The organism is Streptococcus sp. 3109, from assembly GCF_013276905.1.
Taxonomy (GTDB): Bacteria; Bacillota; Bacilli; order Lactobacillales; family Streptococcaceae; genus Streptococcus.
Genome location: NZ_VMLY01000020.1, coordinates 25,305 through 31,423, shown reverse-complemented (window position 1 = coordinate 31,423; position 6,119 = coordinate 25,305). Strand labels below are relative to the sequence as shown.

Below are 6,119 nucleotides of genomic sequence, written 5' to 3'. Positions count from 1 at the left end.
AAGATTGTCATCAAAGAAAGCGGTGCAAGTGGCGAAGTTCGTACTTATGAAGTCTTGCTCAAGAAAGACCAAGAAACAAAAGCTGTTACCTTTGAATTAACAGATGTCACTGAGAAAGTTGAAAAAATGACTGTGAACTATAGCCCAGTCTATCAGCCTGTATCAGCACCAGTAGTGGAAAGATCGGAAGAATTAGGTGAAGAACCTGCTTCAGAAGCACCAGCTGTGACAAGCCCAGAAGTTAAAGAAGAAACAGAAGCTCCAGTAGCACCAAAAGAAACAGCACCAGAGGTGGTAACACCAGCGCCGAAAGAAGAGAAGCCAGCGACTCCAGCGACAAAAGTGGAAGAGCCAACAGAATCATCTGAACCAAAAACAGAAGCACCGACAACTCCGGAAAATAAAGAAGAACAACCAGCTCCAAAAGAAGTGGGAACAACAGCAGGAGATGAAGGAAAAGAAGAGAAAGAAGCTGATGAGCAATCAGGGGATTCAACAGAACCATCAACTGTTTCTGAAGGTGGGTCGCCAGCTACACAACCAGCTAGAGAAGAAGGTAAATCTGAAAAAGAACCGAAAGTAGAGGAACAACCATCAGCTCCAGAAGTATCGAATGAGGGAGCAGAATCAACAGAGCCAGATTCAGAGGTTGCCAAACCAGCTGGAGATTCAGTATCATCTACAAGTGAGTCAAATGAGGATGGCAATTCAACTCCTTCAACGTTGACTTCTGATGAAACAGAAGAAGCTGAGCAAAAAACTCCAGAAGTAACGTCAGAAACTTCAACTACTCCATCTGTAGATGCTACAAATGATTCAAGCGATTCAGAGTCATCACATTCAGTAACAGAAGGCAATAAAGAAGAAACAAATTCACAAAATGCTGAAGCCTCAACTGGAGACGGAAACTCAGAATCAACAACATCAACTTCTGATAAAGCAAAAAGAGAAGAAGTAGTAAATGGAACTGAAGAAACAGACGGAGCTAATGTAGAATCTGAACAGAAAGCAGAAACTCCGAAAGTTGAAGAGTCAGAGGCTACAACTTCAGGAAATCAAGGTCAACCAGTAGAAGAATCTTCAGAAACAAAAGAAGCAGAATCAACTCCAGTAACGGACAATGTCCCTTCAAATAATCCATCAACAGACGCTACTCCTTCAAATGATGAAACTACAGAACAACCTGGAATTTCAGCTCCGAAAGCAGAAGATTCGGCTGGAGATACAACAGTTACACAACCAGCTGGAACAGAAACATCGAAAGAAACAGAATCAGCAGCTGCAACGGAGGAAGAAAAAGAGTTGAATACAGCATTAGAGGAAGCTAAGAAAGAAAATTTGACAAATATTGACTCTATTTATGCTGATAAATTAGCTGCGATTGAAAAAGTTGCAGATGAATCTGATAAAACTTCTTTTAAAGCGAAATTAGAAGAGTTGAAAACAAAGGCTATTGCAGAAATCCAAGCAGCGCCAGATGATGAAACTGCATCAGAGATTACAGATAAATATCAGAATGAGATTCTCGCTTTAGAAGTTCCTGGTGAGGAAATTACATCTCCTAACTATAACAAGGATGGCTTATCAAATGGACGTAATGATGGAACTACAATTGATAATGGAAGTACGGTAATAGGGCATGGTTCAGGAGAAGTATCTTCAGGAGTAACGCAACCAGAAGCAGGAACAGAAGCTACACAGCCAGCGACTTCAGCAAACGCAACTACAACAGAAAACTCAGAAACTACTCAGCCAACAACAGAAAATACAAGTTTCAGAAATGCTCCTTCATATCAACCAAGAGCAAGAAGAGTAGCTCGTGCAGCAGGAGAACAAGAGGGTACAGTAAATATTAGTTATAATTTTGCTGGGATGCCAGATATAAATGGTTTTTTCGCTGATCCAGGGGAAAATAATACAGTAAAAATTCCAAACAATGCCACAGAAGAACAAGCTAAACAACTGGTAAAAGCAAAAATAGATGCGAAAATAGCTGATTTGAAAAAACACGGTTACAATGTTAAGAATGAGATAATTTTTGAAGAAAATACGCAAGTGAAAAATTATAACTATATAGTAGTATTTTCAAAAGAAACTCAAGGGACATCAACATTCAGAATTGCACCAAAAGTTCAAGTTAGAGCTAAAAAAGTTGTAAAAAGAGATTTATCTAATAAAACTAAAAAAATAAATATCTACTATAATTTAACAGCTCTTAAAGATATAGCTGGAGCATTAGGTGAAGTAGGAGAAAATAATCTTTTAACTTTACCAGGTAATGCAACTAAAGAAGATATTAAAAAAGCTGTTGTAGAAAAAACAAAAGCACAAATTGAGAAACTGAAAAAACAAGGCTTTACAGTTAAGTCCACAACAGACTTGGATCAAATCGTTGAGGGTGGAGATAGCTATGATTATGTTGTAGAATTCACAAAAGAATCCAAAACACAGCCAGTAGGAACTACAGGGTTCAGAATGGCTCCGGCAGTTCAACCACGCGCTAGCAGAAATCGTAGAAGTCTAGAACAGCCAGCTCCTCAAAAGGTCAAAGTCAATGTTTTTTATAACTTTGATCAAATGAAAGATATTGCAGGTTTCCTAGGAGCTATCAATGAAACTCCTCTTGAAGTCGCAGCTGGTTCAACAGATGATGAAGTAAAAGTAGCAGTCAAGAACCAAGTTGATGCCAAGAAAGAGGAATTACGTAAACGTGGTTATACTGTTAAAGAAGACTATCTCTATAAAAACAATGGGAAAGATTATAACTACGTCTTAACATTTTCAAAAACCAAATAACCTTCATTCCACAGGGAGTGAAATGCAAGCAGAGAGAGCGATAGGCTCTCTTTGTTTTATCTAGTGGTCAGTTGTTTACAGACAAAAGGCCAGCAAGAGACTATAATAGAAAATAGAGTAGGTAGTTATTCTAAGAAAAATAAAAAATAGAGAGCAGTTAAAGTATGAAAATTTTAATTGTAGAAGATGAAGAAATGATCCGCGAGGGGATCAGTGACTATTTGACAGATTGTGGCTATGAAACCATTGAGGCGGCGGACGGTCAAGAAGCCTTAGAAAAATTTTCAAGCTATGAGGTAGCCTTGGTTTTACTGGATATTCAGATGCCCAAGCTTAATGGTCTGGAAGTACTAGCTGAGATTCGCAAAAGCAGCCAAGTCCCTGTCTTGATGTTAACAGCCTTTCAGGATGAGGAATACAAGATGAGTGCCTTTGCCTCTCTGGCAGATGGCTATCTGGAAAAGCCCTTCTCCCTCTCCCTCTTAAAAGTGAGGGTGGACGCGATTTTCAAGCGCTATTACGATACAGGACGAATTTTCTCTTATAAGGATGCCAAGGTGGATTTTGAAAGTTACAGTGCCAGCCTAGCAGGTGAGGAAGTAGCTATCAATGCCAAAGAGTTGGAAATTCTTGATTATTTGGTTAAAAATGAAGGACGAGCCTTGACTCGTTCTCAGATAATCGATGCCGTCTGGAAAGCGACAGATGAGGTTCCCTTTGACCGTGTCATTGATGTTTATATCAAGGAATTGCGGAAAAAACTAGACCTGGACTGCATCCTCACTGTGCGCAATGTTGGTTATAAATTGGAGCGAAAATGAAACGAACAGGTTTATTTACAAAGATATTTATCTATACCTTCTCGATTTTTAGTGTTCTGGTTATCTGCCTTCATTTAGCTATTTATTTTCTTTTTCCTTCGACTTATCTGAGCCACCGTCAAGAAACTATTGGTCAGAAAGCGACAGCCATTGCCCGGTCACTCGAAGGAAAGGATAGGCAGAGTATAGAGAAAGTGTTAGACCTATATTCCCAGACCAGTGATATCAAGGGGGGCGTCAAGGGAGAGATGACCGAGGACAAGTTAGAAGTCAAGGACAATCTTCCTCTGGACACAGACCGCCAGACTACCTCCCTCTTTATCGAGGAGCGCGAGGTGACAACGCAGGACGGTGGTACCATGACTCTCCAGTTTCTTGCTTCCATGGATTTGCAAAAGGAAGCAGAGCAAATCAGTCTCCAATTTCTCCCCTATACCTTGCTGGCATCCTTTCTAATTTCCCTCTTGGTGGCCTACATCTATGCTCGGACCATTGTTGCCCCCATTTTGGAAATCAAGCGGGTGACCCGTCGGATGATGGAACTGGATACTCAAGTGCGATTGCGCGTGGATTCTAAGGATGAGATTGGTGATCTCAAGGAACAAATCAATAGCCTCTACCAGCATCTTTTGACTGTCATTGCGGACTTGCATGACAAGAATGAAGCTATTCTCCAGCTGGAAAAGATGAAGGTCGAATTCCTACGAGGGGCTTCTCATGAATTGAAAACACCTCTGGCTAGTTTGAAAATCCTGATTGAAAACATGAAAGAAAACATCGGTCGTTATAAGGATAGAGATCACTATCTGGGAGTTGCCTTGGGGATTGTGGATGAGCTCAATCACCATGTTCTCCAGATACTTTCCCTCTCTTCTGTGCAGGAATTACGAGATGATAGGGAAACAATTGACCTACACCAGATGACGCAAAGTCTGGTTAAGGATTATGCCTTACTAGCCAAGGAAAGAGAGCTTCAGATTGATAATAGCTTGTCCCATCAGCAGGCTTATCTAAATCCATCTGTCATGAAGTTGATCCTGTCTAATCTCATCAGCAACGCCATCAAGCACTCTGTTCCAGGCGGCTTGGTTGGCATTGGAGAAAGAGAAGGGGAACTTTTTATCGAAAATAGCTGTAGCTCAGAGGAACAAGAAAAACTAGCCCAGTCTTTTTCTGACAATGCTAGTCGCAAGGCCAAGGGGTCTGGGATGGGGCTCTTTGTGGTCAAGAGTCTATTAGAACATGAAAAATTAGCTTATCGTTTTGAGATGAAGGAGAATCGTTTAACCTTCTTTATAGCTTTTCCAAAAGTCGCCCAAGACTAGATATAGAAAGGGTTTACATAGATGAAGCTAGAAGAAATTCAATCGAAACTACGGGAAAAACTAGATTTTTTTGTCAAAAAGTGATAAAATGAACAATGTAAATGGGATGACCCATAAAAATATACAGGAGGCCTGATAAAATGGCAATCGTTTCAGCAGAAAAATTTGTCCAAGCAGCTCGTGACAACGGTTATGCAGTTGGTGGATTTAACACAAACAACCTTGAGTGGACTCAAGCTATCTTGCGCGCAGCAGAAGCTAAAAAAGCTCCAGTTTTGATCCAAACTTCAATGGGTGCTGCTAAATACATGGGTGGTTACAAAGTTGCTCGCAACTTGATCGCTAACCTTGTTGAATCAATGGGTATCACTGTACCAGTAGCTATCCACCTTGACCACGGTCACTACGAAGATGCACTTGAGTGTATCGAAGTTGGTTACACTTCAATCATGTTTGACGGTTCACACCTTCCAGTTGAAGAAAACCTTAAATTGGCTAAAGAAGTTGTTGAAAAAGCACACGCTAAAGGTATCTCAGTAGAAGCTGAAGTTGGTACTATCGGTGGTGAAGAAGACGGAATCATCGGTAAAGGTGAATTGGCTCCAATCGAAGATGCTAAAGCAATGGTTGAAACTGGTATTGACTTCTTGGCAGCTGGTATCGGTAACATCCACGGTCCATACCCAGCAAACTGGGAAGGTCTTGACCTTGACCACTTGCAAAAATTGACTGAAGCTCTTCCAGGATTCCCAATCGTATTGCACGGTGGATCAGGTATTCCTGATGAGCAAATCCAAGCAGCTATCAAACTTGGTGTTGCCAAAGTTAACGTTAACACTGAATGCCAAATCGCATTCGCTAACGCAACTCGTAAATTTGCTCGTGACTACGAAGCAAACGAAGCAGAATACGACAAGAAAAAACTCTTCGACCCACGTAAATTCTTGGCTGACGGTGTAAAAGCTATCCAAGCATCAGTTGAAGAACGTATCGACGTATTCGGTTCAGAAGGTAAAGCATAATCTAGCTGATAATACAGATGAAACCTGCCCATTGGGTGGGTTTTTTGTGTTTTAAGTTGCCCGTTTTGGTATAGTCAACTGAAACTAGACTAGCACAATGCTGCTTCTATAACATTTTGAAACTGGAATAGGACGCCATGACTGCTAAAAGATTT

The 6,119-nt window shown here is 40.8% G+C and carries 4 protein-coding genes; all 4 read left to right on the top strand.

The genetic code is table 11. The features are described from left to right. The coding region (locus HT698_RS10415; protein WP_240153251.1) for a hypothetical protein at positions 1-2,796 on the top strand (2,796 nt) is incomplete at its 5' end. 164 nt (positions 2,797-2,960) lie between these two features. Continuing rightward, a complete protein-coding gene (gene vncR / locus HT698_RS09030; RefSeq protein WP_173219999.1) occupies positions 2,961-3,617 on the top strand; it encodes a response regulator transcription factor VncR in 657 nt (218 codons plus the stop codon). Further along, positions 3,614-4,942, top strand: coding sequence for a sensor histidine kinase VncS (gene vncS, locus HT698_RS09025; protein ID WP_173220002.1), 1,329 nt, complete (start codon positions 3,614-3,616; stop codon positions 4,940-4,942). The genes vncR and vncS overlap by 4 nt, the downstream gene beginning before the upstream one ends. 140 nt (positions 4,943-5,082) lie before the next feature. Beyond that, positions 5,083-5,964 (top strand): class II fructose-bisphosphate aldolase, encoded by an 882-nt coding sequence (locus HT698_RS09020; protein WP_001019001.1) that lies wholly within the window; start codon positions 5,083-5,085, stop codon positions 5,962-5,964. Positions 5,965-6,119 lie beyond the last annotated feature (155 nt).